This window comes from Thiomicrospira sp. WB1, from assembly GCF_001507535.1.
In the GTDB taxonomy this organism is placed as follows: domain Bacteria; phylum Pseudomonadota; class Gammaproteobacteria; order Thiomicrospirales; family Thiomicrospiraceae; genus Hydrogenovibrio.
This window is the reverse complement of record NZ_LQBN01000001.1, coordinates 72216-98443: the sequence shown is the minus strand read 5'-3', so window position 1 is coordinate 98443 and position 26228 is coordinate 72216. Positions and strand designations below refer to the sequence as shown.

General features: G+C 55.9%; 27 protein-coding genes. 13 read left to right on the top strand and 14 right to left on the bottom strand.

Annotated elements, in window-relative coordinates; translation table 11 throughout:
- Position 1: 1 nt before the first annotated feature.
- Positions 2–568, bottom strand: coding sequence for a Sua5/YciO/YrdC/YwlC family protein (locus AVO41_RS00455; RefSeq protein WP_068580981.1), 567 nt, complete (start codon positions 566–568; stop codon positions 2–4).
- Positions 565–1473 (bottom strand): DNA-3-methyladenine glycosylase, encoded by a 909-nt coding sequence (locus tag AVO41_RS00450; RefSeq protein WP_068580978.1) that lies wholly within the window; start codon positions 1471–1473, stop codon positions 565–567. The genes AVO41_RS00455 and AVO41_RS00450 overlap by 4 nt, the downstream gene beginning before the upstream one ends.
- 158 nt (positions 1474–1631) lie before the next feature.
- Here AVO41_RS00450 and AVO41_RS00445 point away from each other — a divergent pair, with 158 nt between their 5' ends.
- From AVO41_RS00445 to AVO41_RS10815, 3 genes are read left to right on the top strand one after another with little or no spacing between them, the layout of a single operon-like run.
- A complete protein-coding gene (locus AVO41_RS00445; RefSeq protein WP_068580975.1) occupies positions 1632–2792 on the top strand; it encodes a polysaccharide deacetylase family protein in 1161 nt (386 codons plus the stop codon).
- Positions 2793–2845: 53 nt separating this feature from the next.
- The gene (locus tag AVO41_RS10820; protein ID WP_068580970.1) at positions 2846–3088 is read left to right on the top strand and encodes a hypothetical protein; all 243 of its coding nucleotides are present in this window, start codon (positions 2846–2848) and stop codon (positions 3086–3088) included.
- On the top strand, positions 3085–3405 hold the full coding sequence (locus AVO41_RS10815) for a hypothetical protein (RefSeq protein ID WP_068580967.1): 321 nt from the start codon (positions 3085–3087) through the stop codon (positions 3403–3405). Before AVO41_RS10820 ends, AVO41_RS10815 begins: the two co-directional genes overlap by 4 nt.
- On the opposite strand, the gene AVO41_RS00430 is transcribed toward AVO41_RS10815, so the two are convergent.
- The 3 genes from AVO41_RS00430 to AVO41_RS10675 are packed head-to-tail and all read right to left on the bottom strand — an operon-like array spanning position 3392 to position 5631.
- The gene (locus AVO41_RS00430; RefSeq protein WP_068580964.1) at positions 3392–3907 is read right to left on the bottom strand and encodes a YaiI/YqxD family protein; all 516 of its coding nucleotides are present in this window, start codon (positions 3905–3907) and stop codon (positions 3392–3394) included. The two genes, AVO41_RS10815 and AVO41_RS00430, sit on opposite strands and share 14 nt — an antisense overlap.
- A gap of 1 nt (position 3908) precedes the next feature.
- Positions 3909–5084, bottom strand: a complete 1176-nt coding sequence (locus AVO41_RS00425) for a DUF3095 family protein (RefSeq protein WP_082676510.1) — start codon at positions 5082–5084, stop codon at positions 3909–3911.
- Positions 5068–5631, bottom strand: coding sequence for a hypothetical protein (locus AVO41_RS10675; RefSeq protein ID WP_068580961.1), 564 nt, complete (start codon positions 5629–5631; stop codon positions 5068–5070). Before AVO41_RS10675 ends, AVO41_RS00425 begins: the two co-directional genes overlap by 17 nt.
- 148 nt (positions 5632–5779) lie before the next feature.
- On the opposite strand from AVO41_RS10675, the gene gluQRS reads away from it, so the two are divergent.
- Positions 5780–6700, top strand: a complete 921-nt coding sequence (gene gluQRS, locus AVO41_RS00415; RefSeq protein WP_068580958.1) for a tRNA glutamyl-Q(34) synthetase GluQRS — start codon at positions 5780–5782, stop codon at positions 6698–6700.
- Positions 6701–6884: 184 nt separating this feature from the next.
- Here gluQRS and AVO41_RS00410 read toward each other — a convergent pair whose 3' ends face one another.
- The 3 genes from AVO41_RS00410 to AVO41_RS00400 all read right to left on the bottom strand — a co-directional run bounded on the left by AVO41_RS00410 (position 6885) and on the right by AVO41_RS00400 (position 11419).
- Complete coding sequence (locus tag AVO41_RS00410; RefSeq protein WP_068580955.1) at positions 6885–7643, bottom strand: EAL domain-containing protein; 759 nt, start codon at positions 7641–7643, stop codon at positions 6885–6887.
- Positions 7644–7724: 81 nt separating this feature from the next.
- The gene (locus AVO41_RS00405) at positions 7725–8966 is read right to left on the bottom strand and encodes a diguanylate cyclase (protein WP_235584618.1); all 1242 of its coding nucleotides are present in this window, start codon (positions 8964–8966) and stop codon (positions 7725–7727) included.
- The gene (locus AVO41_RS00400; RefSeq protein WP_068580952.1) at positions 8963–11419 is read right to left on the bottom strand and encodes a bifunctional diguanylate cyclase/phosphodiesterase; all 2457 of its coding nucleotides are present in this window, start codon (positions 11417–11419) and stop codon (positions 8963–8965) included. Before AVO41_RS00400 ends, AVO41_RS00405 begins: the two co-directional genes overlap by 4 nt.
- Positions 11420–11618: 199 nt before the next feature.
- Here AVO41_RS00400 and AVO41_RS00395 point away from each other — a divergent pair, with 199 nt between their 5' ends.
- Both AVO41_RS00395 and AVO41_RS00390 read left to right on the top strand, forming a co-directional pair.
- Entirely contained in the window at positions 11619–12605 is a 987-nt protein-coding gene (locus AVO41_RS00395; protein ID WP_068580950.1) for an SLAC1 anion channel family protein, read from the top strand.
- On the top strand, positions 12598–13968 hold the full coding sequence (locus AVO41_RS00390) for an SLC13 family permease (RefSeq protein WP_068580947.1): 1371 nt from the start codon (positions 12598–12600) through the stop codon (positions 13966–13968). The genes AVO41_RS00395 and AVO41_RS00390 overlap by 8 nt, the downstream gene beginning before the upstream one ends.
- Positions 13969–14025: 57 nt before the next feature.
- Here the strand turns inward: AVO41_RS00390 and AVO41_RS10900 are convergent, their stop codons facing one another.
- Positions 14026–14148 carry a hypothetical protein gene (locus AVO41_RS10900; protein ID WP_255357678.1) on the bottom strand — a complete coding sequence of 41 codons (123 nt, stop codon included), beginning with the start codon at positions 14146–14148 and terminating at the stop codon, positions 14026–14028.
- On the opposite strand from AVO41_RS10900, the gene AVO41_RS00385 reads away from it, so the two are divergent.
- From AVO41_RS00385 to AVO41_RS00370, 4 genes are all read left to right on the top strand, one after another.
- Positions 14147–15388, top strand: coding sequence for a hypothetical protein (locus AVO41_RS00385; protein WP_068580944.1), 1242 nt, complete (start codon positions 14147–14149; stop codon positions 15386–15388). The two genes, AVO41_RS10900 and AVO41_RS00385, sit on opposite strands and share 2 nt — an antisense overlap.
- 288 nt (positions 15389–15676) lie before the next feature.
- Complete coding sequence (locus AVO41_RS00380; RefSeq protein WP_068580941.1) at positions 15677–16471, top strand: ABC transporter ATP-binding protein; 795 nt, start codon at positions 15677–15679, stop codon at positions 16469–16471.
- Between the two features lie 33 nt (positions 16472–16504).
- Positions 16505–17749, top strand: a complete 1245-nt coding sequence (locus AVO41_RS00375; RefSeq protein WP_068580938.1) for an ABC transporter substrate-binding protein — start codon at positions 16505–16507, stop codon at positions 17747–17749.
- A complete protein-coding gene (locus AVO41_RS00370) occupies positions 17746–18579 on the top strand; it encodes an ABC transporter permease (protein ID WP_068580935.1) in 834 nt (277 codons plus the stop codon). The genes AVO41_RS00375 and AVO41_RS00370 overlap by 4 nt, the downstream gene beginning before the upstream one ends.
- A 33-nt stretch (positions 18580–18612) precedes the next feature.
- Here the strand turns inward: AVO41_RS00370 and AVO41_RS00365 are convergent, their stop codons facing one another.
- Complete coding sequence (locus tag AVO41_RS00365) at positions 18613–18852, bottom strand: Rho-binding antiterminator (protein ID WP_068580933.1); 240 nt, start codon at positions 18850–18852, stop codon at positions 18613–18615.
- 107 nt (positions 18853–18959) lie between these two features.
- Here AVO41_RS00365 and AVO41_RS00360 point away from each other — a divergent pair, with 107 nt between their 5' ends.
- A complete protein-coding gene (locus AVO41_RS00360) occupies positions 18960–20618 on the top strand; it encodes a sigma-54-dependent Fis family transcriptional regulator (RefSeq protein ID WP_068580930.1) in 1659 nt (552 codons plus the stop codon).
- 176 nt (positions 20619–20794) lie between these two features.
- On the opposite strand, the gene AVO41_RS00355 is transcribed toward AVO41_RS00360, so the two are convergent.
- From AVO41_RS00355 to AVO41_RS00345, 3 genes are read right to left on the bottom strand one after another with little or no spacing between them, the layout of a single operon-like run.
- Positions 20795–22171: an FAD-dependent oxidoreductase gene (locus AVO41_RS00355; protein WP_068583134.1), complete on the bottom strand. Its 1377-nt coding sequence runs from the start codon at positions 22169–22171 to the stop codon at positions 20795–20797.
- 21 nt (positions 22172–22192) lie between these two features.
- Positions 22193–23275 carry an acyl-CoA dehydrogenase family protein gene (locus AVO41_RS00350; RefSeq protein ID WP_068580928.1) on the bottom strand — a complete coding sequence of 361 codons (1083 nt, stop codon included), beginning with the start codon at positions 23273–23275 and terminating at the stop codon, positions 22193–22195.
- 56 nt (positions 23276–23331) lie between these two features.
- Positions 23332–23874, bottom strand: a complete 543-nt coding sequence (locus AVO41_RS00345; protein WP_068580925.1) for an OsmC family protein — start codon at positions 23872–23874, stop codon at positions 23332–23334.
- 373 nt (positions 23875–24247) lie between these two features.
- On the opposite strand from AVO41_RS00345, the gene cynS reads away from it, so the two are divergent.
- Positions 24248–24691: a cyanase gene (gene cynS / locus AVO41_RS00340; RefSeq protein WP_068580922.1), complete on the top strand. Its 444-nt coding sequence runs from the start codon at positions 24248–24250 to the stop codon at positions 24689–24691.
- 77 nt (positions 24692–24768) lie between these two features.
- Here the strand turns inward: cynS and AVO41_RS00335 are convergent, their stop codons facing one another.
- On the bottom strand, positions 24769–25236 hold the full coding sequence (locus tag AVO41_RS00335) for a Dps family protein (protein WP_068580920.1): 468 nt from the start codon (positions 25234–25236) through the stop codon (positions 24769–24771).
- A gap of 208 nt (positions 25237–25444) precedes the next feature.
- Between AVO41_RS00335 and AVO41_RS00330 the strand changes: the two genes are divergently transcribed.
- Entirely contained in the window at positions 25445–26152 is a 708-nt protein-coding gene (locus tag AVO41_RS00330) for a 2OG-Fe(II) oxygenase (protein ID WP_068580916.1), read from the top strand.
- Positions 26153–26228 lie beyond the last annotated feature (76 nt).

The following is a 26228-nucleotide window of genomic DNA, read 5'->3' as shown; positions in this document are numbered from 1 at the left end:
ATCAGCGCAATTGTTTTCCGGTCTGGGCGCACAAGATCTGCGACGGTTGCTCGGACTGACCCAACGCCCCTTCAACCACATCCACCTCTGGAAACGTCTGTGTCAGCTCGGACCGCTCACGAATCGGGGGCTGACCGCTAAGATTGGCACTGGTGGAAACCAATGCGCCACCATACGCCTCACACAGCGCTTTGACCACCGGGTGCTGGCTGACCCGAACCGCCAGTGTATCACGCCCACCCGTCACCCAATCCGGCACGCTGTCTCGGGCCGGTAAAATCCAGGTGGTGGCACTTTCACCCGGTTCCAACCGGCGTTCCCAGCTTTGCAACACCGTTTTTGACCAGGCCTGGTCAAAAAGGCAGGTCAAGCCTTCGACCTGATCAGCATTGGCGGCAATCAGAATCACCCCTTTTTCCAGCGGACGTTGTTTCAGCGCCAGCAAGCGATCAAAGGCGTTGCGGTCAAACGGGTCACAGCCCAGACCATAGACCGACTCCGTGGGACAGGCAACCACCTTGGACGCACGAAGCTGCGCCACCGCTTCAGAAATGGAAAGCATTGTCATTGCTGGGCCTCCGCTGCCAGCCACCATAAAAACGCCGCGGCCTGGGTTCGATAAGGTTGCATCGCCGCCAGCCATTGACGCGCCGAGGCAATGCTCGGCAACTCAGCCGGTTTCTGGGATTGCAAAGACTGCCATCGTTGCAGTCCCACACGCACGCCCTGATCACCGGACAGATCCGCATCGGCATAGCCAAAGCCTCTGACCAGTGCGTATTGCGCCGTCCAGGGCCCAATGCCCGGTAACCGAATTAAATTTTCCGTCAATGACTGCGCTTCGGCCGCATTCAATGCGTCAGGCAACCAGTCGCACGGTAGCAAATCACTCTCGGCCAGTGCCTGCATAGCACGGGCTTTTGTCGCCGACAGCCCACAGGCCCGGTAAGCCGATTCCGGCATCTGACGCAGCGTCTGCGGGTGCAGCACCTGGTAGCCATCACGTTGCGGCATCGCCGCCAGCAAACGCGCTCGAATCGCCCGGGCGGCTTTGATACTGATCTGCTGGCTCAAGATGGCACGCACCCCCGCTTCAAATGGCGTCAGTACCGGCCACAGACGCAGCGCTTCCAAATCGGGATCGGGCACATGGGTCAGACACCCCTGCTCTGCCAACTTTGCCCAGGCCGCTTCCACCGGCTGATCGACCCCGAGCAGACGCCTCACCCCCTGCGATGCCTGGGCCTGCAGGGCCGAGGGGGTCGTCCGGGCATGACAATGGCCTTCTTCCACCGCCAGCCGACACTCAGCGCTCACAATCCCCGACCCGTTGCCGGGGGCCTGCAAGTGCTGGGCCCAGATCAACTTTAACGGCCTCGAGTCGCTGGTCGAACCATGAAAGCGCCAGAAACGTTGCCAGGCCACCTTGCCGAGACAATCGATCGGTTCAAGAGGCTCAGCAAGCATGGGCATTGAGCGCTTTGACCTCGCCTGCAGGGTGGTGTGTCATGGTATCGTCCCCTTGCATAGGGTCTCCTCTACTGAAAAAAGGTCGCTAAAGGCGACGTTTATCGGTGATTTATGATACAAATATGCTATCAGACTGTCATGCTCAACACGGGGAATCGGTTATGCAATGTATTCGCCCATCGTTTAATGCACCCAAAATTTGGCGAACCAGCCGACCGCTGGCCGATGCCCGTCGTTGGGCTCAGTTGGGACTGGCCCTGCTGTTGGGATGCGTGCACGCTACCTCATTCGCCATGTCCGCCCCCAAAGCCGAAAGCCCGTCGCCGGCTGACACCCACCCGGCGGTGGTATTGGTGTATCATCATTTTTCTGACGACACACCGGCCAGCACCAGTATCCGCCCACAACAGTTTGAACGCCAGCTCGACTATCTGGCGCAAGAAGGGTTTGAACTGATGACCCTGGGCGACGTGCTTGAGGCCTTTGAGCAGGGCACCTCCCTGCCGGAAAAAACCCTGGTGATCACCGCGGATGACGCTTATCGCAGTGTTTACACCACCGCCTTCCCGGCACTGCAAGCACGCGGGTGGCCCATGACCGTCTTTGCCAACACTCAACCGATCGAACAGGGCTATCAGTCCCACATGACCTGGGCCCAACTGGTGGAAATGCAACAAGCCGGTTTTGAAATCGCCAATCACGGCCACACCCACGACACCATGGTGCAAACACCCAATGAATCTGACCAGGCCTGGTTAAAACGCATACGCCAGGACATCACCACCGCCCAGACCCTATTGCAACAACATCTGCCAAACCCTGTGCCCAAATTATTGGCCTATCCCTACGGCGAATACAGCCAGGCGGTCAAACAAACCATCCAAAAAATGGGGTATGTCGGTGTCAGCCAGCATTCCGGGGCCATTGATGCCCGGAGCGATCGCGGTGCTCTGCTGCGTTTTCCCGTCAACACCGAGTTTGGCGGCATGGAGCGCTTTGCCCTGATCACCCATACCCGCCCTTTGCCGGTGCAGTCCATTTCGCCGTCCGATACACGGGTCCAGCACAACCCGCCTCAATTGACGCTGACCTTTTCCCGGCCCATGAGCGAAGAAGAACAGGCGCGCCTGCAATGCTTCAATCAACAGGGCGACCCCCTGTCGCTGGCGTGGCACGATGCCCGCACCGTCACCCTGAGTTACGACCGGCCTCTGGCGCCTCCGCGCAATCGTTATGCCTGCACCCAACCGATCGGCAACGGCCAGTTTCGCTGGTACAGCCATTTGTGGATGCTGCCCGGCTTTCATTCCATCGCCAATTGACCGGCAGACCGCCACGGTTTTAGAATCCCAGTCATGAATCAAAAGGAATTCGCATGACCCACTTGGCCCAACCCTTTCCTGCTTTGCTCCGAGTCCTGGTCCTGTTCACGGGTCTTCTGGCCCTTCCCGGACTGGCTCTCGGCGCCGAGCCCTCCGAACCGGTTCAGTGGGAAGCCAGTATCAGTGATTACGGTTGGGACGGCAAAACGGTCCCGGAAGGCCAACAATGCCAACGATTCGGTGGCATCATGCCTGCCACGCCTGAAATCCGAATTCGCAATCTGCCGATGCCGTGAATCTGATCATTGCCGAATACAGTGATCGGGATTACGAACCGATGAATCATGGCGGTCATGGCCGCATGGCCTTTGCCATCACCCCGGACCAGCACCTGATCAAACTGCCGCGCGTGGACGGTCACAGTTTTCACATGCCCAAAGGCAGTTTCATCCTCGAACCCCATCGTAACCCCAAACGCGATAAAGCCGGGGCGTATATGCCGCCCTGCTCCGGTGCTATTACGTCACCCTCAAAGCGATTCACTTTGATGGCGAAAACGTCGAGTCCTTCGGCGAGCAGGTTTTGGAGCTGGGCACTTACTAGTGCCGAATAGATTGTCTGACCGGAACGCCCTGTTCTCGCAGAGCTTTCAGCAGAAACTGCTCCAGCACGCGGGCAAACGCCTGTTTGTCTTTCTGGCTGAGCGGCGGCGGGCCACCGGTCTGAATGCCGCTGGCGCGTAACTGCTCCAGTTCATTGCGCACCCGCAGACGCTGGGCGATGTTGTCTTCGGTGTAAAGCTGCCCGCGGGGGTTGAGCGCCAGCGCGCCTTTGGCAATCACTTCCGAGGCCAGTGGAATGTCTGCGGTAATCACCAGATCCGAAGCACGGACTTTCTGCACGATCACATGATCGGCCGCATCGATCCCCTGGGGCACCTGAATAAAATCAATGTAAGCGCTCCCCGGCACCGATAAAGGATGATTGGCCAGCAAACACACCGGAATCTGCGTGCGCTTGGCCGCCTTGAACAGAATTTGTTTCATGGGTGCCGGACAGGCGTCGGCGTCAACCCAGATGGTGGCCGAATGGTCGGTCGAGGTGGAAACAGTCATATTAGGTGTCTTTTTGATCCCGTTGAAGTTGTTGTTTGAGTTGGCGAGCCGCCACAGCATAGCCGCCATCGATGCTGTCCACAAAATGCAGGTGCTCGACCCCGGTTTTTTCCACCAGGCAGGTCACCATGGCCGCATCCGTCACATGCACCCCAAAGCACAAAGTTCCTTGCGCCTGCTGCGACTGCAGCCACCGATGCAACGCTTCCCAATCCTCATCATCCGCCGACACCACTGTGCGGTAGATATCATCGAGTTTGAAAAAATCCGTGTGGGTGATTAAGTCCGCTTTGTAACGCCCCCACTCCGCACCCAGCGCCTGCATTCCCCGCCGCATCCAGACATTGCCAACACGGTTCTGCAACCAGAGCACCGCCATCCGGTGCCATTGACTCAGGCGACGACGCCAAGAAGACAAACTGAACCCGGTTTTCAAGGTGGCTTCCCCTCGAAGTTTGTCAGGGTTGGCACTGAGCGACAAGCCTGACAGGTTGAGTGGATGGCGACCCGTCTCATCGCCCAGCCAATGCTCTATTTTGGTGTGCAAAGCCGAATAGGTGGCCAGACGCTCGGCCCGAGTCGCGCCCATGGCCTGGACCAACAAACTCAGGGTTCGTTGTTTTTTGGACGGAATTTCGTTCCAGCGACATTCAAACCCACTGAAATCGGCCTCAGCCCTCCCCGGCGGCAAAGCACAGGCCGGATCACGTTTAATGCGCGCCTCGGCTTCGCTCAAGCCATTGCCGATGAAAAAATACTGAATCAAATGGGGCGCTTTCTGAAAACGGGTCGCGCGAACCGGCTTGGAGAGCGCCGCCACCGAAATGCAACCGACCCGCAGCACCAGATCAAAGCCTTCACGCGCCATGTCCTGACAGCCCCGCAAGGCGTCGCTGACCGCCGCGACCTGATCAGCGGCCACACAAAACGTGGCGCCGTCCCCACCAAACACATAGGGCACACGGTGAGGACGGACCGCGTTCAGCACCGCAGCGATGGTGCCGCCTCCCAGGGTATTGATGTCGCGAAACCGCCCCGCTTCAATCGCTTGGGTCGAGTTCACAATGTCGGCGACAAACACCCAGGCATCGTCTGGCACTGGCTGATAACTGGCATCCGCCAGCGTCTGAGAAAAGTCGGTTAACAGCGGCAACTCGGTTTCAAACGCTGTCGTCATCATCCGGCCCGTATTTTTGTACATGACGCAGGCGCAAATAAAACGTCATGCCCCAGCCGAACACCAGTCCCATCAGCGTCACATTAAAAAACACACTGGCCCAGATCATCCCCGGCTGCAGCAGACTCAACGGTGCCAGCGACGCTTGCCAGAGCCAGAGCCATTTGAATCCCAGCAACAACAATGTCACCCCCAGACGAAACGCGCTGCCGGGGATTTCGATCAAGTGATGGGCCGGGTCCAGATGCAGCGACAGACGGGCCACCAGCAACATACCCGCCGCCGAGCCCAGCAGCCACGCCAGCGCCATCGCGATCAGCAGCCCGATCGACCCGGTCATGTCCGCCGGGACCGACGTCACCAGCTGATCGGCCGCCACCGCCATCAGCAGCAGTGGCCAGATCGGCAACTGCCAAAGCGCCACCACCCGGGTCTTAAGCCCGCGCACGCTCAGCCATAGCGCCACCGCCAGCAAGCCCCAAACCCACCAGGGGGTCAGAGCCAGAGCGGCCCACCAGGATTGTGTCTCTGCCATGTCCGCACCCATGCCAACCTCCTTCGTCCCATGCCTCTTATTGTGCCACAGGCGAGGACAGGAACAAACGTTGAACGGCCAACCGACTGGTTTACGTCATCCGGTTCGGCGCGTCGCAGCGGACTTTGATCTCTTACCCGGGACTCGCTAAGATAGCGCCATGGAAGCCATTGCCCGCACCCTGACCTTGACCGACGCGCCGCAACAGTGCGTGGGGCGCTTTGCGCCCACCCCCAGCGGCCCTTTGCATTTCGGCTCACTGATCGCCGCCACCGCCAGTTATCTAAGTGCCCGGCATCAACAGGGCCAATGGCGGGTTCGCCTGGATGACCTCGATGGCCCGCGCGTCGTCGATGGCGCCTGTGAGGCCATTCTCACGCAGTTGCAGGGCTACGGCTTTGAATGGGATGGCCCAGTGATCTATCAATCCCAGCGTTCGTCGGCTTATCAGGCGGCCTTGTCTCAGTTAAACCGGGCCGGACGCCTGTATGTGTGCACCTGCAGCCGTAAACAGATCAAAGCGCGCCAGGCCGATGGCGCCCATGTCTACGATGCTCATTGCCGACCCAACGGACGCCGGCCTGATCCGGCCACGCTCACCCCGGCAGACGCCGCCTGGCGTTTTCAACCGGATCAATCCATTTTGCACTTTGAAGATGGGTTTCAAGGCCTTCAAACCCTGAAAGTGACCGACGAATTGGGTGATTTTGTGGTCAAGCGCGCCGATGGCATCTTTGGCTACCATCTGGCCTGTGCCGTGGACGATCTGGCCATGGGCGTCACGGAAGTGGTGCGGGGCGAAGATTTATTAACCAGTAGCTTCGCCCAGCGCACGCTCATGCTGGCGTTGGGCCACACCCCACCGCACTATGCACACCATCGCCTGGCCGTTAATCACGAAGGGATCAAATTAAGCAAAAAGAGCCGCGCCCCGGCGATTGACGTGCATCAGGCGCGAGACACACTGACCGCGGCGTTGCGTTTTTTGCAGCACCCGCCGCCTCGGCTTCAAACACTGGTGGGACTGTGGGACTGGGCCGTGGAAAACTGGGAACCCGAGCGACTGATACCCTCAAATTGACCAGGCCTGGTGAAAAATGCCCTCAGGGGGCTGACCGAAATCATGTTGTCAACACCGAGGGCGTGCTTGAGCCATCAATGCAAGACGCGTTTCGCAGGTAATGGCAGAGTCCTTGCCAAGAAACGCAACACAGCAGTGATGGCCCAGGTGCGACCGAATGTAAAGATAATTTTGGCCAGCCCCCTTATAGCTGACTGAAATCCGGTTCGGGTAAGGTTTCAATGCCGGGTCGGGCAAAAAAGTACCCCTGCATCAGGGTCACACCCAATTCTTGATAAAACTGAACGTCTTCCCGTGTTTCCACGCCTTCGGCCAGCACCATGACATTCATTTCCTGACACATGGCCACCAGATGGCGCGCGATGATCATTTTGACCGGGTCACGGCTGACGTTTTGCACCAACTCCATGTCAATCTTCAAAACCCCGGGCTGAAAGTTGGCCAGCATATTGAGCCCGGCGTGCCCGGCGCCAAAGTCGTCCAACGCGGTGATAAACCCCTGTTTCTGGTAATACTGAAAGATATTGGTCAAATGTTGCTGATCCACCACCCGTTCGGATTCGGTGATTTCAAACATGATTTTTTCAATCGGAAAATTATGCTGCCTGGCCGCTCGAATGGTGCTTTGGATGCAATGCTCCGGTTCATACACAGCATTGGGCAGAAAATTGATGCTGAGAATTTTGTCCATCTTCAGCGCCGATGCCAGCCCGATGGCGGTCTGACGACAGGCCTGGTCAAACGCATAACGGTTGCTGTCATTGACCTTCTGGAGCACCGCCCAGGCATTCTTTTCCACCGGGTCGCGCACCAGCGCTTCATAACCGAAGACCCCTCCGGTGGCAACGTTCACAATGGGCTGAAATGCAAAGGTGAAATCAAACCCCAATGGGCGTTGGCATTGTTGGCAACCGGCTTTAACGGTTTCAATCGGAATAGACATAACGATTCAATCTCACACTGATTTTCATGGCGCGCGCCTGACTGGTTTCAACTGTAGTGGTTAAATCCACCGGGCGCAAGCCTAAAACACAGAGGTCACCCGGTTACGGCCCTGTGCTTTGGACTGATAGAGGGCGTCATCGGCTTTTTTGACCGCCTCATCCACCGAGGCCCCGGAAAACGTGAGGCCCTGACTCAAGGTGAAGGCCACGCCGGTCTGCGCCAAAGACGCGTCTTCAATGCGAGCACGCAGCGCTTCGGCATCCTGTTCGGCCTCCCGCGTGTCGGCCAGACGACCGATCACACAGAATTCCTCTCCGCCGAAACGTCCGACCAGCCCTGAGGCAAACTGCTCGCGCAGACAACGGGCCACAAACCCGATCGCTTCATCCCCTTTCTGATGGCCATGGGTGTCATTGACCTGTTTGAAATGATCAATGTCGGCCATGAGCACAAAAAAGTAGCCGCCTTCTGCCTCAGCCTGCTGCACCACAGCCTGCGCCTTGGAAAAAAACGTGCGCCGGTTATAGAGCCCGGTCAGGCTGTCACGCTGCGACAGACGCTCAATTTTGTGATAGACCTCGGCCTGTTCGATGTTCTGGTTGACGCGCACATAGAATTCTTCCGGGGTGAAACTGGTATTGTAAAAATCATTGACCCCGTACTTCATCAACTTGATGGCATTGGAAATCTGCTCACTGCTTTCGCAGGCAATGATCGGTAGCTGACTGGGCAGGTAATCCTGGCGCAGCACATTGATCAGATCAAAGGTGTGATTGCCCGGCTCGGTCTGAGTGCCATCGAGCACCAGCAGATTGGGACGGTCTTTTTTCAGGTCGGCCAGCAGGGTGCGGGTGCAGTCATAAGCCCGCACCTGATACCGGTGTGTGCGCAGCATGCCCAACAGCCTGGCACTGCTGCGCTGACCATGCCCCAGCAGCCAGACATGGCGCTGGGCATTGTGATAAAGCCGATGGGTGATCTGCACCGCATAACGAATGGACGCAATGCTCTCCTTGATCACATAATCCGCCACTTTGAGCTCGAACATGGCCTGGCGGGTGGACTCTTTGTAGCTGCCGGTCAGCACCACCGTGGGAATATGGTGGGCGCGCAGCAGATGAATGATTTCGTTTTCGTGCGAATCCGGCAACTGCAACCCGGTCAGACACACCGCAATTTCCCGCCCGGATTCAATCAGTGCCCGAGCCTCGGCCATGTCATGACATACCTCAATGGGCGCATCGGTCAGCCGCGCCAGTTCACTTTTAAGCAAGCCTGCCATGGAGACCTGATCTTCGATAATCAAAAAAGTGGCCGTCACGTCGACTCCTTGTTATTCTGTGCACGCAACAAGGCCTCAAAGTCATCCGCAGGCACCGCCTTGCTTTTCAGAAAGCCCTGAAAGGCGTCGGCACCGACTTTCTGCAAAAAGGCCAGTTGCGCTTCGGTTTCCACGCCTTCGCCCACGGTTTTCAGCTGGAATTTTTCCGCCAGCGCCAGCATGGCCTCAATGATGGCCATGTCGTTGGGATCATCGGGAATGTCTTTGACAAAGGCCCGGTCGATTTTCAGGGTGCTCAGCGGCATCTGCTTGAGGTAGGTCAGAGAAGAATATTCGGTCCCGAAATCATCGATCGACAGCGCAATGCCCAACTCATGAATTTCGTTGAGCAACCAGAGCGTCTGGCGGGGTTGCGACATAATAAAACGTTCGATGATCTCAAGCTCGATCCAGTCGGGTTCACACTGATAGGTCCCCAGCGCATTGAGCAGGGTCGATTTGAGGCGGTCTTTTGACAGTTGCTTGGGCGAAATATTGACCGACACCCGTCCGGGGTTCAGACCCATCCGATGCCAGCGGGCATTATGCTGACAGGCCTGGTGCAAAATCCATTCCCCCAGGTCCACAATCAGATCGGTTTTTTCGGCTTCATCAATGAACGCGCCCGGCAGCAAAAGACCTTTTTCCGGGTGCTGCCAGCGTACCAGGGCTTCCGAGCCCACAATGCGCCCGCTGTGACAATCGTATTTGGGTTGAAACCAGACCTCAAACTGATGGTGAATCATGGCCTGACGCAACTGGGTGTCCAGCTGCACATGATCCAGCGCCTGTTGCGTCAGGTCATGGGTATAGAAAGCATAGGTATTGCGGTCACTGTCTTTGGCGTGATACATGGCCGCATCGGCATTGCGCAGCAACAAATCGGGGGTGTCACCGTCTTCCGGGAACAGGCTGATGCCGATGCTGGCGCTGAGGTAATAGGTCTCCTCATCGATCACCAACCCGTCGCGCAAGTCATCCAGTATTTTTTCAGCCACCACCACGGCTCCGCTAGGCAGGTGCAGGCCACGCACCAGAAACGCAAATTCGTCGCCGCCGAGCCGGGCAATGGTGTCCGAATCCCGACTCAATTTTTCCAGACGTTTACCCACGAGCTTCAACACCTCATCGCCGCGTGCATGCCCCAGCGAATCATTGATTTCCTTGAAGTGGTCCAGATCAATGAACAACACCGCAAACGCGGTGTGGTTGCGCTGGTTTTCCGCAATCGCCTGACTGAGCAGATCGGTAAACAACGAACGGTTGGCCAGCCCGGTCAAGGCATCGTGATGCGCCAGATAATACAGCTCTTCTTCCGCGATCTTACGTTCGGTAATGTCCTGAACCGTGCCCACCAGACGCACCGCTTTGCCCGCCAGATCGTATTTGGCCACGCCACGCTGCAACAGCCAGCGCTTTTTGCCATCCTCGCGCACAATGGCATGCGTCAGTTCATGCTCCTCACCGCTGTCGATCGCTTTGGTGATCTCCGCCTGCATCTTCAGACGGTCGTTTTCCGGGACCTGCGCAAACACGTCTTCGAGCACCACCCGCGAACCGGGCTCAAACCCATGAATCAGATAGGCCCCTTCGGAATAGTGCAAACGGTGTGTGGCCAAATCAAGCTCCCAGGAGCCAATCTGCGCCAGACTCTCGGTTTCGGCCAGCAGTGACTGCATGTGGCTGATTTTTTTCTCGGTGAGATGAAAGTCGGTGACGTCCTGCAGGGTCCCAGTGGTCAAACGGGCTCGGCCGTCACGGTCAAACAGGGTTTCCGTCTCCCCGATCACATGGCGCAGGCGCCCGTCTTTCAGGCGCAGTCGATACGCAATTTCCACAGGATAAGACCCCTGATTCAAAGCGTCAAACAACCGGCGTACCTGGTAGCGATCCCCGGGTTCCACAAACGCCAGAAACCGTTCAATGCTCAATGGGGTGTCGGACTGAGTGACCTCGAGAATCGCGTGCAGTCCCGGTGAACAGTAAAAATCTTCCGTCAGATGATCGTATTCCCACAAACCGACTTTGGCCAGACGCTGGGCCCGTTCCAGCCGCTGGGTCAGGCGCGAGGACTCTTCAAGCAGGGTTTTGTACGGCGTAATATCGGTGGCAAAGCCTTCGGCTTCCGTGATCGGTTGCGCGTCCGTTACTTTGGGAAACAACTGAATCTGCAACCAGCGCAATTGTCCCGAGGCGTCGTACACTTCTACCGAAAATGCGGGGGTGGGCTGGCCTGACAGCGCCTGCGTTAGAAAGTGAGCCACCCGTTCGTTTTCCGGCCGCGGGGTCAGAAACCGCTGATAGGACACCAGAAACTCGTGCTCCTCATAGCCGAGAACGGCCTGGATGTTATCGCTGACATCGGTCAACTGGCCCTGCGCATCCAGGACAAAAAAGAAATTGGTATCACCCAGTGCGGCCTGCAGTTCGGGCGGTATCGGCACGGTGGTCATGGCTCACATCGGCTCAGGATTGAAAACCGTCATCTTAACGTAAAATTATGAGATTTTTTGGGGATTTTAGGCGGTATGTCATGCGTTGTTTTTCGAATCAATTCAGACAAAACAGACAGTCATTGCAAACCCGCTCGGAACTCGTACACTAATCTATAAACTGGCCCGGGACGGGCCGCTCACTGCAAAGGAGTCATCAATGTCGTTAATGCAAAGACTGGCGTATTTTCCCGCCGCTTTTTTTGGTATGACCATGGGGCTGGGTGGCCTGACCCTGTCAGTGATCACCCTCAAAAATCACCAGGCCTGGTTGTTTGATCAGAACTGGCTCGCCCCCGTAGCCGTGGGACTGGCGCTGATCACCCTGACCATCTTTGCGGGCTTGCTGACGCTGTACGGCATCAAGGCCCTGAAACATCCCCAGGCCTGGGTGGCGGAACTCAACCATCCGGTGGCCCTGTTTTTTGTGCCGACCCTCACCATCAGCGGCCTGCTGGTCAGCAAAATTTTGCTCGAATTCGACTGGATGCTCGCCTCTTTCTGGGTATGGCTGTTTGCCGCCGTCCTACACCTGTTGCTGACGCTCTGGGTGTTTTACCACTGGCTGCATCTGGAACACTTCAAAATCGAGCAGGCCAATCCCGCCTGGTTTATTCCGATTGTGGGCAATATTGTCGTCCCATTGGCCGGGGTCGCCCACGCCAGTGCCGAGGTTAACTGGTTTTTCTTCAGCGTGGGGCTGTTTTTCTGGCCGATTCTATTTAGCATTTTGCTTTATCGGATTATTTTTCATCCAAGCCTGATGCCCAAGCTGCTGCCGACCCTGTTTATTTTCATCGCCCCACCGGCCATCGGCTTTGTCAGCTATGTGACCCTAACGAATCACCTCCAGTTGAACCTGTTTGGGATGATGCTGTTTTCCATCGCCCTGTTCATGCTGCTGTTGATGGTGGCGTCTCTGCCCAAATTCCAGAAACTGCCCTTTGCTCTGTCCTGGTGGGCCTATACCTTTCCCATTGCCGCGTTTGCCATGGCGAGTCTTGCCATGCATCGCGCCACGCTGGACGAGGGCTATTTCTGGCTGGCAGCGATCACTGTGGCGTTGCTGGCCCTTTATTGCCTCAAACTGCTGGCTTTGACCTTTCGCGCCATGATAAAGCAGAAAATCTGTCAGCCCGATGCCTGAGACCCTGACCCGCCAGCCCGCTGAGTTTTCGCTTTGGGGACTCGGTTGGGCACTGGTAGCAGGCCTGGTGATTTTTGCCCTGAGCCAAGTATGGCTGAACAGCGACCAGGCGATTCTGCTGGGGCTGATTGCGCTGATGGTGACGCTCTGGTCCAACCAGGCCATGCCGCTGGGCTGGGTCTCGCTGCTACCGATTGTCCTGTTTCCCTTATTCGGGCTGACCGGGACCAACGAGGTCGCGCCCAATTACGCCCAGTCGATTATCTTTCTGTTTATCGGCGGGTTTCTGATCGCCCTGGCGGTGGAAAAAACCGAACTGCACCACCTGATTTCGCGCCAGATGCTCAACGTGTTTCCCAATACCCCGCGCGGGATGATTTTTGCTCTGGCCATCACATCGGGCGGGTTGAGTGCGTTTTTGTCCAACACCACCACCGCGCTGTTGCTGATGCCGCTGGCGATGTTTCTGAGCGATCAACGCGGCCTGCAGATGCGTTTTGCGCTGGCGATTGCGTTCGGCGCCAGTGTCGGCGGCATTCTCACGCCCATTGGCACCCCGCCCAATCTGATCTTGTTTGGGTTTTTTGACCAGCACAACATTGCCCCCATCGCGTTTGGGGAGTGGATCGCGCTGGTCCTGCCCTTGATCGGGCCCATGTTCGTGCTGCTGGGCTGGGTGTTGTCGCTGGGCACCGACCAAACGCCGCTGATGGCGGACTTTGACCCCAAACCCATGAGCACCGATCAGAAAAAGGTGGCGCGTCTGCTTTACCTGCTGGTGGCGGTGCTGGGGATCAACACTCTGCTTTCGGTGGGCTGGAGTCTGCCGGGACTCAATGAAAAAGGTCTGCTGCTCGGGTTTGGGCTGATGCTGTTTCTGCCGCCTTTCGGCATCCTGACCTGGGCCGACACCCGTCGCCTGCCCTGGGACATTCTGTTTCTGTTCGGGGCCGGGTTCGCCATCGCCCAGGCGTTTGACAGCACCGGATTGGCGGATCGGCTCGCCTGGGCCTTACAGACACTGGCCGTGCATCCTCTCTGGCTGGTACTGGGACTGCTCTCGGCCATGGTCACCTTCAGCACCGTGATTACCAGCAACACCGCCCTGATTGCGATGGTGCTGCCGGTGGTGTTTGCGGTGTGCGAACAAAGCGGGCTCGATCCCCGCCTGCTGATGATGGTGGCGACCGTCAGCGCCAGTTATGCCTTCATGCTGCCCATTTCCACGCCGCCCAATGCCATTGCCCTGAGCAGCGGTGCCGTCAGCGTCAAGCAGATGGCCCAGTACGGTGTGCTCTTCAATCTGGCCGGAATCAGTCTGGTCACACTTACGGGCCTGCTTTACTGGCAATGGGTGCTGTGATGCGAGCCGACAAACCCGAACATTAAAGTGAAGCTTTGTCTGGGTTTGTTAACACTCTCAATACTCAAAAACGATTGTTTTCATTGAATTTTTTGATAACGCCATGAAAACATGAGTCTTTTGCATTTCTGGCACACGCGGTGCAAAGCCCTTGGGGAAACCAAGGAGATCATTCATCATGCAAAACCCCATTCAGTCGCGCTTTGTGCGCCCTTTATCTTTCAGTCTGTTATTGCCGGCGATGTTTCCCGTCATGGCTCAAGAACAAACGCCCAAAAAAACCGAAGCCAGCACGCTGACCGAAGCCTTTACTCAAGGCACCCCCAACCTCGACATTCGAGTGCGTTACGAGGGCGTCAGCCAGGACAACAAAGACGATGCATCGGCTTTCACCGAGCGCACCCGCGTCGGTTATCAGACGTTGCCCTTCCATGGCTTCAGCGCATTTGTGGAAATGTCCGACACCGCCTCACTGGGCAGCCGTAACGACTTTTATGTGCCAGCCGGACCGGCCTCCGGCGGCGATGCCGACAAGGCGGTGGTGCTCGACCCTTCCTATACCTCGCTCAACCAGGCCTGGTTAAAATACCAGTTCGCCGGCAACAGCGTGACGTTGGGCAAACAACGCATTATTTTTGACAACCGTTACCTGGGCAACGTGGGCTGGCGCCAGAATGAACAGGTCTACACTGGCGCGCATTTGGCGGTGACCTCCGTGCCCAAACTCAAGCTTAACTACGCCTTCATCGGTGAGGTGCAAAACCCCGTGGGCGTGGACATTGAAATGAGTTCCCACGCTTTGCAAGCCAAGTACGCCTTGGCCGACTGGGCCAAACTAACCGGTTACGGTTACTGGCTGGATTATGATCTGGCCGCGCAAACCGACAGCCGCACACTCGGCGCTCGCCTGACCGGTCAACTGCCCTTAGCTGAAAAAATGGGCTTGAGCTATCACCTGGAATACGGCGATCAGAGCGAGTACGCGGATTCGGACAATGCGGGGGGCGATTACACTCGGTTTGATCTGGGTCTCAAAGCCGGGGGGGTGAAATTTGTCGTGGGTCAGGAAACGCTGGGCGGCAATGGCGACTACGCCTACCAGACCCCGCTGGGCACCGTGCACTTGTTTAACGGTTGGGCCGATCAGTTCATCGGACCGGTCGGCGGCACCCCCGCCAATGGCCTGGAAGATCGCTATGCCAAGGTCTCCGGCAAACTGGCGGGCTTTAAACTGGCCGCACATTACCATGACTTCAACAGCGACACCGCCAGCGATCATTACGGCAGCGAATGGAACCTATTGGCAGCACGCAAGATCCAGAAAAACTATCTGGTGGGCTTGAAATACGCCAGCTACTCAGCCGACGATTACAAAGTCGACACACAGAAACTGTGGGTCTGGGGTCAGGCTAAATTCTAACCCGCCGCGTTTGCTCCGCAGTCAAGTTTTGCCCGCTTTTCAGCGGGCTTTTTTATGTCCCGACGCCGGACATTCGGCGCCCTCAATGCACCAATACAAGACATTGTGGACATTCTTTTTTCTGATTTGTTCCACTTTGTAAACATTCAAACCCAGACCTTTAACATAAGTTATTAACTTAATTGATTAACTATCTGTTTTATATAAGTAAAAAATGAATGGCACCATCTAAGCTAGGGTATCCCCACATTGCATTGCCTCGTAGGGGCCATAAGGATTGATTTGTCTATGACACAACAGGAACACAAAGCGTCCAGCATCTGGATTGCCAATTTGTCTCACACGTTTCGCAAACAAACGTCACCGGCGATCAAGGACATCGAACTGACCATTCCCAAAGGTCAGCTGACCGCACTGATCGGACGAAGCGGTTGCGGGAAATCCACCCTGCTGAAAATGATGGCCGGGCTGATGATTCCTTCCGACGGCGCGGTTCGCATCGGTGGGCATACCGTCACCAAGCCCAGCGCCAAATGGAACATGATGTTCCAGAAGCCTTCCCTCTACCCCTGGATGAGTGTTCGTGAGAATGCCGCGCTGGGGCTGGTGTTTGCCGGCACCTACGAACAGAAAAAGGACAGTGTTGAGTCGCTGCTCGACATGGTGGGCCTGAGCGAACACAAGGACAAAAACGTCCAGCAGCTTTCCGGTGGCCAGCAACAGCGTGTCGCTCTGGCGCGTTCTCTGGCAACCGAGCCCGACATTCTACTGTTGGACGAACCGTTTTCAGCGCTGGATGCCTTTACCCGCACCCAGTTGCAGGACGAAGTCGCGGAAATCTGCCACGACCAGGGCATCACCATGGTGATGGTGACCCACGATATCGAAGAAGCCATCGCCATGGCCGACAAGGTGATCATCATGAGCCAGAACCCGGGGGAAATCGTGGGCGACCTCGACGTGCCACTGGGCTACCCGCGTGAACGCAGCCAACCCCAATTCATCAACCTCAAAGAAACCCTGTTTGCCGAATTCGAAAAAATCGATCAGGCAAAACAACAAGCCATGGCCAACGCCGGCTAAGCGCCCCAACCACAGCCATAACGGAGAAAGATCATGTGTCAATTTTGTGATTGCGAAAACCACGCCTCAGGCGATTACGTCTTCAACCCGAAAAAAGGACGCCGGGAGTTCATTCTGGACAGTCTGGCGACCGCCGGGGGCCTTGCCGCGTCCATGGGACTGTCGTCTCAGGCGTTTGCAAACATGACCCCGCCCGAAGACGAGGTGGTGCGCATCGGCTACCTGCCAATCACCGATGCCAGCGCCTTGCTGGTTGCCCACGCCAAAGGCTTTTTTGAAGAAGAAGGCCTGAAAGCGGAAAAACCCACCCTGATTCGTGGCTGGTCGCCGTTGATCGAAGGCTTTGCCGCGGGTAAATTCAACCTGGTGCACTTTTTGAAGCCGATTCCGGTGTGGATGCGCTATAACAACAACTTCCCGGTTACCATCACCGGTTGGGCCCACACCAACGGCTCCGGGCTGGTAGTCGGACGCCATACCGGAATTGAAGACTTCTCCGAACTGGGCGGCACCCAAATCGCTGTGCCTTACTGGTATTCCATGCACAACATCGTGCTGCAGATGGCGTTGAAAAACGCCGGGCTGGAACCGGTGATTCAGGATCAGACCGATCCGCTCAAGCCCAATCAGGTCAACCTGCAGATCATGCCACCGCCGGATATGCCACCGGCGCTGGCCGCCAAGAAAATCGATGCCTTCATCGTGGCCGAGCCGTTTAACGCCGCAGGCGAAGTGCTGGCAGGCGCGAAAATGCTGCGCTTTACCGGTGACATCTGGCAGAACCACCCTTGTTGTGTGACCTGTATGCACGACCAGGACGTCAATGAGCGCCCCGAATGGTCGCAGAAAGTGATGAATGCCGTGGTCAAAGGCGCTTTGTATGCACAGGAAAACAAGGAAGAAGTCGCCAAGCTGCTGTCGCGCGAAGGCGAACGCTATCTGCCGATGAAAGCCAAGGTGGTGCTCAAAGCCATGACCGACTACAGCCCGGACCATTACCCGGATGCGATCCAGCACAAAGACTGGGACATCGGGCGCATTGACTTCAACCCCTACCCTTATCCGACGGCGACCAAATTCATTGTCGAGCAGCTCAAAGAGACGCTGGTCGGGGGCGACATTACCTTCCTGCAGGACCTGGACACTGATTTTGTGACCAAAGACCTGGTCAATTACGACTTTGTCAAAAACGCCATGGACAGTCAGAACGCCTGGGGCCGTGTCAAAGGCGTCAATCCAGATGATCCAACCAACCGTAAAGAGGTGTTCAAACTATGAGTGATGTCACCGCCACACGGCCCACAATGTCTATAGGCGGTTTGTGGGCCGGCTACCAACGCTGGCCCGGTTGGCTTCAGAACCTGACCAATGCCACCCTGGGCATGGGCATACTGCTGTTTGTCTGGTGGATCGGCGGTTTGTTGATTGCCAGCAACCCGGACACTCAGGCGTTTGCCAATTTTGCGCCCGGGCCGACCTTTCAGGCACTGTGGTATCTGATCGAAACCGGCAGCATCTGGGAGACGATTTATTCGAGTCTCTACCGGATCATGATCGGGCTTTTCTGGGGCATCGTCATCGGCGTGCCCACCGGGATTCTGGTGGGTTATTTCCTGATGGTGCGCCAGATTGCCAACATGCCGTTTCAGTTTCTGCGCATGATCAGTCCACTGGCCTGGATGCCAATTGCGGTCCTGGCGTTTGAAACCTGGGATGCGGCGATTATTTTCCTGCTGGTGATGGCAACCGTCTGGCCCATCGTGTTTGGCACCGCTCATGGGGTGCAACGGATTGACCCCAACTGGTTTCAGGTCGCCAAAAACCTGGGCGCCGATGGCTATCAAATGCTGCGTCGGGTCATCCTGCCCGCGATTGCCCAGGATGTCTTTGCCGGCATTCGTCTGGCCATCGGGGTGGCGTGGGTGGTTCTGGTACCTGCGGAATACCTCGGGGTCACCTCCGGACTGGGGTACGCCATCAATGATGCGCGCGACACGCTGGATTATGACACGCTCGCCGCGATTGTGGTGGTGATCGGGCTCATCGGCTATTTGCTGGATGCGACAGCGGTGGCGCTGATCAAACGCTACTCATGGCGGGTGGAATGAGATGACGGCATGAACTCATTCACGCTGTTTTGCTCAACCCAACCCTTTGTCAGGTTCGCTTGGCAAGGGGTTTATGCGTTCTATCGCCGACAGCGATTGCAGCGAAAGGGTATCACCGGCTTGAGTGATCACAAATTCCTGACCGTTTTGAGCGAACACATCACGCAAACGGCCACAATAATCAGGCTGATCCGCGTCAAACCGCAACCGAACCAAGGTTTGTCGCATGATCGCAATTTCAATTTGATCATAAAGGGAACAGGCAATCGGCATCGGAACACTCCTTGAAACGGGCCGTCCTTTCGACCCGAGTTTGACAGCATAACAGGGATTGTAAAACAAAATACCCGCCGCCGAATACGCCAACTGAGGCCATCATTATGCAAAATCAAGAATCATTGGACATCGCCAATCAATCCGAATACCTGGTCATCCAAAGCGCCGCCGAACAGATTGAAAAATCGTTTGATCCCGACCAGGCCATTCACACCATTCTCAGCCTCATCTCGCGTCAGATGGGCCTCAATCGCGGGCGGGTGCTTCTGCAGGAAAGCGCCACCGGCTTTCTTTATACCGCTTACAGTTACGGCCTGACCCCAGATGAGGTTACCCAGGGCCGGTTCGGGATCAGCGAAGGCATCAGTGGACGGGTGATGCACACCGGCGCGCCCGTGATCATTCCTGACATTGACCAGGAGGACGACTATCTGTTCCGGACCGTCGACCGAGCCACCCTGCCGCAGGAACCCGTGGCGTTTCTGGCCACGCCGATTATCCGTAACAAAGCCGTGGTGGGCGTACTCGCGGTCAATCGCCTGGCCAACCGACCACGCGCCTTTGACAAGGATCTGGGCATACTCAAATTAATGTCTCTGTTTATCAGTGAAATCCTGGCGGTGCACGCCATGATCAAAGCCCAAACCCAGGTCCTGCAGGAAGAAAACGAACAACTGCGCGCTCAGGCCATTTCACAGGGCAGCCAATACGGCATCATCGGTCGCAGCCCGGCCTTGCGCTCGGCCCTCAACAAAGCGGAAAAAGCGATTCACACGCCTGTGACCGTCTTGCTCAAAGGCGAATCCGGCACCGGTAAAGAGCGCTTTTCGCGCATGCTGCACCTGGCCTCGGATCGTCAGGATGCGCCTTTTATTGCGATCAACTGTGCCGCCATTCCACAGGAGCTGTTGGAATCGGAACTGTTCGGCCATGAAAAAGGGGCTTTCACCGGCGCGACGCAAATGAAACAGGGCAAAATCGAACTGGCCAACCACGGCACCCTGTTTCTGGATGAAATCGGGGACCTCGATTTTGGTCTTCAGGCCAAACTCTTGCGCGTGCTCGAAGAGCGCAGTGTGACGCGTGTGGGCAGCACCCGCCCGATCAAAGTGGATACCCGCATCATTGTGGCGTCTCACAAAGACTTGCACCAGGCGGTCAACCGCGGGGACTTTCGACTCGATCTGTTCTACCGTTTGAACGTCTTTCCGATTGAGTTGCCGCCTTTGCGGCAACGAGACGGCGACATCCGATTGCTGGCGCGGCATTTTCTTAACCAGGCCAACCAGGAATACCAGGCCAGCGCCATCTTTGACCCCACCGCCGTCCACTTTCTGGAAAGCTACAGCTGGCCGGGCAATATCCGTCAGCTGGAAAACGTGATCAAACGGGCCGTGCTCCTGGCCGAGAACGGGCGTCTGATTTCGGCCAACCTGATTGAACAGATCATTCAGGAAGAAAGCGGCATTGAATTAATGCAGGCGCCGCCATCACGCCGTGCGGAACCCGAGATCGGATCGCCGTCGTCCACCGAAGGGCTGTCCTTTCAGACAGACAGTGATGCAACCCAGGCGTACGGGCCTCATACACTGGCCGATGACCCGCAGCAGAAACGGCCTTACTGGCGAGTCAGTGACGCCGAAGTTGACCAGCTCAAACAGGCCCTGGCCCTGTCTCATGGTAATAAAACCCGCGCCGCCCTGCGCCTGAACATGACCCCGCGTCAATTCAACTACCGACTCAAAAAACTGGGCATTGCCTGAACACACCTGTCTCGACCCTGCCTTTTTGACCAGGCCTGGTCAAAAAGGCATTCAAAACACCCTTGGCCGGACGCCAGACATAAAAAAACCCCAGTCACTCAGTTCAAGACTGAGTCAACTGGGGTGACTGAGGCATCGTTTATCAGCTTAAAGAGGCGGATCAACCTCTCTGTCGGTCAGGCCGCTTCATGCACAAGGGTTTTGTACAATTCGGAGGCTTTATTGACAAACTCCCCACTCAGAGCAAACCCGGTGACCGTTTCCTGATCCCGGTAGTAGAGCTGTTGGTTGTCGCCCACCAGCGCACTCTGCTCCCAGTGCCCATGCGTCGCCTTCAACGGCGGACTCAACATTATCGACAGACTTGGGGTTTTGGTTTTGATCAGGGTCGGATGCACCTCAAAGGTCGCCCCGGTCTGTGCCTGACTGATGTGATCGGCCAGTGCTTTGGCCTGACGGCGAATCGGTTCCAGAAAGGCCTGAATCACTCCGTCGGCCTCGGCGCAATCACCCAGCGCATACACATCCGGGTCCGAAGTCTGACAGTGGGCGTTGATGGTAATGCCCTGCCCGGTGTCCAGTTTGGCTTTTTTCGCCAAACCCAGATTGGGCTTGAGGCCCACGGCCGCCAGCACCAGATCGGCGTCAAAATGCTCACCCTGATCGGACGTGATGCGATAACCCTGATCAATTGGGTCAACCCGTTCCGCTTGAGAATGAAACGCAATCTCCACGCCTTTGGCGGTCAGCTTATTGGCCAGCGTATGCGCAATGGCTTCGGGCAAAATTTGGCTCATCAGGTTGGCACCGCGCACCAGCATTTGCACGCCATACCCCTGACTGATCAGGTCTTCGGCCATTTCGGTCGCAATCAAGCCACCCCCGATTACGGTCACACGCTGGGCATCGGCTAATGCCTCGCGGAATTTTCGATAACCCGCCAGGTCGTTCAGTGTCATCACCGCATCCGCCGCCTCGCCTTCCAAAGAGGGCTTCATGGCTTGCGCACCCGTGGCCAGAATCAATTTCTGATAACGAAAACTCCCGGTGGTGGTGGTCACTTTCTTGCGTTTGGCGTTGATCGACATCACGCGGGTGCGGGTTTTGACCGCCATGTCCAGTTCCGCGGCTTTTTCCTGCGCCGTGGCTTCCACCAATGAGGACGGATCGCGTCCCTGACTCAGCGCCATCGACAAAGCCGGTTTGGGATAAACCGCCCCGTCACAGGCGGTCAGCATCGTGATCGACGCCTCTGGCTGTGCTTCGCGGATGGCCTCTGCGGCCTGCCAGCCGGCATAACCGGCGCCAATGATCAAGACATCGGCGTCACTGCGCACCTTCTTCTGTTCACCCGTGGCACGTTTCTGACGGGCCTGCGCCTCTTCCAACGGAATGAAATCCGACTTGGTCACCAGACACAATGGACATTGCCAATCGTCCGGAATGTCTTCAAAACGCGTGCCCGGCGCCAGACCGGAATCCGGATCGCCCTCGGCCTCGTCATAAATCAGGCCGCAGGTTTTACAAATATACTTCTGATAGGGTTGAGTCATGGTCACCTCCATTGATGCCGCTTAGGCGGCTTCCAGACGTGAAAGTTCTTTACGCAGATGCTTGATCGATGGGGTCACAATGATCACAAAGTAGGCTTCACGCATTTTTCGTTGCGCGGCCGCATCCACCAGATACCCTTTGGCACCGGCATGCTGCATCACCGAGTCCGCAGCGCGTTTGCAGATCTCAGCCCCCAACAGACGGGCTTCCAGCACCGAACGCAGAAATTCTTCGTCCGCATTGAACGGGTCCTCACACAGGCCTTCAATCATTTCCAACGCGTCATCCAGATCTTCCTGCAAATCTTCCGGTGGCTCATCCAGGTATTCATTGATCTCCGAAAGGGTCAGATTCGACTTGTTCATATCGTTGATCGCCCCTTGAATCACACCCGCAGCCATCCCGGTCTGAAGCAGAATAAAGCCGGCTTTGATGCGCTTCAAATACGGCAGCAGTGGGTCCGCCATCAGATACTTTTTGGGCAGGAATGCATTATCAAACACCAGCGAATAGGTCCCGGTGCCTTCCATGCCCACAAATTCGGCCATTTGCTTGAGCGCCAGGCCTTCCAGATCACAGGGGATCAGCGCCATGACATCACGGTCACGCTCACCGTCTTTGTGGTGTACGGAAAAAATTGACCCGAAAAAGTGTTTACTGGAACCGGCTTCCAGGTTTGAAACCCAAGGCAAGGTGCCATTGATGATGAAGCCTTCCTCCGTCTCGGTCGCCGAGAGTTTCAACTCCTCAATGCCTGCCAGGTATTTCATCGGGTTGGACAAAGCGGTGGCACCGAAACAGTCGCCGTCCACCATTTTTGGCAGAATCTCCGACTTGAGCCAATCATTGTCCGAGTTTTCGATGTACCAGGTACAAACCGCCTGTGTCCACATCATAAAGCCCGTGGACATGCATTCTTCGGATACCGTGGCCATGTCTTTGATGGTGCCGAACAGATCAATGTCGCCATTATTCTGTGAGGCGATGTGATGACGAAACCCACCGGCTTTGCCGATTTTGCTCATCACCTCGGTGGTGTAAAGCCCATGGTCAATCTTGACGGTTAAAGCCTTTAAATCCTGTTCTACAATTTGACGAATCATCTTCTCCCTCCGATTCAGTCAGTCGGGGCAATGACTGCCCCGTTTCAGCCGACTGTTTAAACCAGCGACGGCTCCACATCCACTTTATTCATATAGGTGTTGGCCACAGGTGACCATTTGGTGGCGTGCTTGATCAAATCGTCCAGGTCTTCGCGAGACGTGTCCGGAGATTCGATGTCGTAATAAGCACGAACCACTTGCACACCCAGGTGTTTGTCCGGGTCGAGATCGCCCGTTCCCCAGACCGCTGTGATGTTGATGTCCGCTTCCAGACTGATTTCCAGTTTGGTCAGCGTGATACCGCGAGCGGTGGCATTGGCCTGCACCCCAACCGACAGACAGGAACCCAGAGACAGCAAGGCCATCTCGGACGGGTTTGGGGCTGTGTCTTCGCCCAATAATCCCGGCGGCTCATCCACCACCACTGGTTCCAGGTCACGCACATAGTTCACATTCTTGAACTGACCGTCGAGCACGGTCTTGCTTTTCAGGGTCTTGATCGTATTGGGATTGGCTTTGCCGTTTTCAGACAGTTTGTTCAAACCGTCTTCATCAATCGGTCTCAAACAAGATGGCACATACACATCTGGTTGACTCATGTTCGTTCTCCTGCGTCAGCATTAAAAAAATTGGCATCCGTTTTCGAAACAGACTGAAGGCCTTGTAGCGCAGAAGGTGCCAGAAATATTTGTTATTTAAAAAACATAAACTTAAATAAAACTATTAACAAAGTAGATGAAATATAAGGACGGGGATGTTCGTCTTTGTCTAACAATGTCATACAAACCCCAAGCAATGTTGACAAAGACAAACAAAAACGGGCCGGTTTTCGAATGAAAAAATGAATAATTCCTTTTATTTCAACGGCTTAATTTTTTGGCACAACCATTGCAATCACAGTCGTGTCAATGCAGACAAATTCATTTAGCGCCCTCGGTCCTCAAACCAGGCGCTCATAAAGGAGAGATTCCAATGTTAGACAAAGTTGCGATGACCGAAGCGATTATCCTGGCCAAAGCTCAAAAAGACACCAGCTGGGAAGCGATTGCCAGCGCGGCGGGGTTAAGTGACGTGTATACGACCTCGGCCTGTCTGGGCATGAATCATCTGGACGAAGCCGCAGCACAAAAGGTCGCGAGCTTTCTGGGGCTGGGACCCGATGTCGCCGAGGCCCTGCAGACTTTCCCCCATAAAAGTTGGGATAAGCTGGTGCCGACCGACCCATTGATTTACCGTTTGTACGAAATCGTTGGCGTTTATGGCCCGACCATGAAAGAGCTGATCCATGAAAAATTCGGTGATGGCATCATGAGTGCGATCGACTTCACCATGGACATTGATAAAGAACCGAATCCGGCCGGCGATCGCGTGGTGGTCACCATGAACGGAAAATTCCTGCCTTACAAAGCCTGGTAAACCCAAGCCTTAAAACCAAAAAACCCGGCAGGAGCGCCGGGTTTTTTGTAGCCAATCAAGAAGCCATCAATGCATTCTTAATTCACCAAGCTGCGCAGCATCCAGGCATTCTTTTCGTGCAGCTGCATGCGTTGCGTCAGTAAATCCACGGTGGGTTCGTCGTTGGCGTTGTCCGCCACATCCAGAATTTCACGCGCGGTTTTGGTCACCGCTTCCTGACCCGCGACCAGATCCTTGATCATGTCTTCGGCCGTACAGGGCGCCGCGTTTTCTTTGATGGTGGTCAGTTTGGAAAACTCTTCAAACGTACCAGGCGACACCTCACCCAGCGCACGAATGCGCTCGGCAATCTCATCCACCGCGGTAAACAATTCCGTGTACTGCTCTTCAAACATCAAATGCAGGGAGTTAAACATCGGCCCGGTGACGTTCCAATGATAATTATGCGTTTTGAGAAACAGCATATACGAATCAGCCAGAAGTCGAGACAACCCCTGTGCAATGGCTTTACGATCTTTCTGCTCAATACCGATATTGATATCCATACAAACCTCCTAACTGGTTGTATTGTGAATTCATTTTTCACCCTAACAAAGTTATACAGATTGTACAAACCCAATCGCGTCCGATTTTGCTAGGGAAAACCCGAATTTTCGGGGATAATAATCTCAGCCCTTCCTTTATTGCGACACGTTTGGCCAACGTCACTTTTTATAATGCGGATGATTGCCCAACCTTTCAAGAGACCTCACCATGACCACCGAGCGGATTCCCCACCTTCCTCCTCAAACCGGCAATCTGGACGCCATGCTGGATGCCCTTGCCAGCCAGGGTTGGTACGAATGGCCCCAGGCCCTGTCAGCCAAACTTTGTCAGCAACTGCTGGCCGAATCGCAAAGCTACGCCCAAACCGATCAGCTGACACCGGCGGGAATCGGACGCGGCACGGTGCACCAGCGCAATGCCGACATCCGACGCGACAAAATTCGTTGGCTGGACGGACAAAGCCTGGCACAGACGCAGTTTCTGGCACAGATGGCGCAGATTCAAACGCAATTGAATCAGGCGTTTTATCTGGGCTTGTTTGAATACGAAGCGCATTTTGCCCGCTATGAACAAGGCGATTTTTACAAAAAACACCTCGACAGCTTCAAAGGCCGAGCCAATCGCATGGTGACGACCGTAATCTACCTCAACCCTGATTGGCAGGCCGAATGGGGCGGCGAACTGGTGATCTGGCCGCGCGTGAGCGATCTGACCGATGCGGCCAACGAGCCGCCTGCCAGCGCCAGACTGGATCAACCCCTGGCCCGTATCCTGCCGGAAATGGGCAAAATGGTGGTGTTTTTGAGTGAAGATTTTCCGCACGAAGTGCTGCCCACCCAGCAGCCCCGTGTCAGCATTGCCGGTTGGTTTCGCTGCAACACCAGCCTCGGCGGCGTGGTGGACCCGGCGCACTGAAACTCACCAGGCCTGGTGAAAATTCCGTAAGAACAATTTAATCTGACAATCAAAAAGTTTGATGTTTCAAACACTT

Excerpts from the sequence above, each read along its gene's own strand:
- AVO41_RS10675 (WP_068580961.1), bottom strand. The coding sequence starts at position 5,631 with ATGGGTGCGGACATGGCAGAGACACAATCCTGGTGGGCCGCTCTGGCT.
- AVO41_RS00445 (WP_068580975.1), top strand. The coding sequence starts at position 1,632 with ATGCAATGTATTCGCCCATCGTTTAATGCACCCAAAATTTGGCGAACC.
- AVO41_RS00410 (WP_068580955.1), bottom strand. The coding sequence starts at position 7,643 with ATGTCTATTCCGATTGAAACCGTTAAAGCCGGTTGCCAACAATGCCAA.
- AVO41_RS00400 (WP_068580952.1), bottom strand. The coding sequence starts at position 11,419 with ATGACCACCGTGCCGATACCGCCCGAACTGCAGGCCGCACTGGGTGAT.
- gluQRS (WP_068580958.1), top strand. The coding sequence starts at position 5,780 with ATGGAAGCCATTGCCCGCACCCTGACCTTGACCGACGCGCCGCAACAG.
- AVO41_RS00330 (WP_068580916.1), top strand. The coding sequence starts at position 25,445 with ATGACCACCGAGCGGATTCCCCACCTTCCTCCTCAAACCGGCAATCTG.
- AVO41_RS00385 (WP_068580944.1), top strand. The coding sequence starts at position 14,147 with ATGCAAAACCCCATTCAGTCGCGCTTTGTGCGCCCTTTATCTTTCAGT.
- AVO41_RS00350 (WP_068580928.1), bottom strand. The coding sequence starts at position 23,275 with ATGATTCGTCAAATTGTAGAACAGGATTTAAAGGCTTTAACCGTCAAG.
- AVO41_RS00365 (WP_068580933.1), bottom strand. The coding sequence starts at position 18,852 with ATGCCGATTGCCTGTTCCCTTTATGATCAAATTGAAATTGCGATCATG.
- AVO41_RS00375 (WP_068580938.1), top strand. The coding sequence starts at position 16,505 with ATGTGTCAATTTTGTGATTGCGAAAACCACGCCTCAGGCGATTACGTC.
- AVO41_RS00355 (WP_068583134.1), bottom strand. The coding sequence starts at position 22,171 with ATGACTCAACCCTATCAGAAGTATATTTGTAAAACCTGCGGCCTGATT.
- AVO41_RS10900 (WP_255357678.1), bottom strand. The coding sequence starts at position 14,148 with ATGATGAATGATCTCCTTGGTTTCCCCAAGGGCTTTGCACCGCGTGTG.
- AVO41_RS00380 (WP_068580941.1), top strand. The coding sequence starts at position 15,677 with ATGACACAACAGGAACACAAAGCGTCCAGCATCTGGATTGCCAATTTG.
- AVO41_RS00370 (WP_068580935.1), top strand. The coding sequence starts at position 17,746 with ATGAGTGATGTCACCGCCACACGGCCCACAATGTCTATAGGCGGTTTG.
- cynS (WP_068580922.1), top strand. The coding sequence starts at position 24,248 with ATGTTAGACAAAGTTGCGATGACCGAAGCGATTATCCTGGCCAAAGCT.
- AVO41_RS00335 (WP_068580920.1), bottom strand. The coding sequence starts at position 25,236 with ATGGATATCAATATCGGTATTGAGCAGAAAGATCGTAAAGCCATTGCA.
- AVO41_RS10820 (WP_068580970.1), top strand. The coding sequence starts at position 2,846 with ATGACCCACTTGGCCCAACCCTTTCCTGCTTTGCTCCGAGTCCTGGTC.
- AVO41_RS00455 (WP_068580981.1), bottom strand. The coding sequence starts at position 568 with ATGACAATGCTTTCCATTTCTGAAGCGGTGGCGCAGCTTCGTGCGTCC.
- AVO41_RS00395 (WP_068580950.1), top strand. The coding sequence starts at position 11,619 with ATGTCGTTAATGCAAAGACTGGCGTATTTTCCCGCCGCTTTTTTTGGT.
- AVO41_RS00425 (WP_082676510.1), bottom strand. The coding sequence starts at position 5,084 with ATGACGACAGCGTTTGAAACCGAGTTGCCGCTGTTAACCGACTTTTCT.
- AVO41_RS00390 (WP_068580947.1), top strand. The coding sequence starts at position 12,598 with ATGCCTGAGACCCTGACCCGCCAGCCCGCTGAGTTTTCGCTTTGGGGA.
- AVO41_RS00345 (WP_068580925.1), bottom strand. The coding sequence starts at position 23,874 with ATGAGTCAACCAGATGTGTATGTGCCATCTTGTTTGAGACCGATTGAT.
- AVO41_RS00450 (WP_068580978.1), bottom strand. The coding sequence starts at position 1,473 with ATGCCCATGCTTGCTGAGCCTCTTGAACCGATCGATTGTCTCGGCAAG.
- AVO41_RS00360 (WP_068580930.1), top strand. The coding sequence starts at position 18,960 with ATGCAAAATCAAGAATCATTGGACATCGCCAATCAATCCGAATACCTG.
- AVO41_RS00430 (WP_068580964.1), bottom strand. The coding sequence starts at position 3,907 with ATGACTGTTTCCACCTCGACCGACCATTCGGCCACCATCTGGGTTGAC.